This window comes from Providencia sp. UF-224 (assembly GCF_058245955.1).
The window spans coordinates 1-420 of the sequence record NZ_JBSICC010000117.1; the positions used below are offsets into that span (position 1 = coordinate 1).

The window sequence follows — 420 nt, forward strand, 5'->3', positions numbered from 1 at the left end:
GATTGCGCCATCGTGACACCGTCTAATACCCCGTCTCGCTGCGCTTTACCCAGTCCTTGACTGGCCACAATCGCAATATTGGGTAAGGTGTCCGCCACTTTTTCCATCACGGGACTGAGAGGTTCTGCCCGAGCCTGAAAACTGACGGTACGGTTATGTTGCTTCATGTCGGTGGCAATTTGTTGCAGCTTCAGCTCAGCCATCAAATGAATGGATGAGGTAAACAGCCCTTTTTTCTCATCCAGAGGGATAAGTTGACGCTGTTCAATCGCGACATCAATCGCTTCACGCACCTGCGTTATCATGCCCGCACGGGCTTCTAAACCACCTAACGATTTGGCGAGCACTTGGCTGTAGGTCATACTGAGTTGCTTATCACTGAGTAACGCAATCGCATCCGTGACCGCCCGTGTGATATCC

1 protein-coding gene is annotated in these 420 nt (G+C 51.4%); it reads right to left on the minus strand.

Going from position 1 to position 420, the window contains the following annotated elements:
* On the minus strand, positions 1-420 hold a 420-nt coding region (locus AC4IFO_RS23095; protein ID WP_490737867.1), incomplete at both ends, for a hypothetical protein.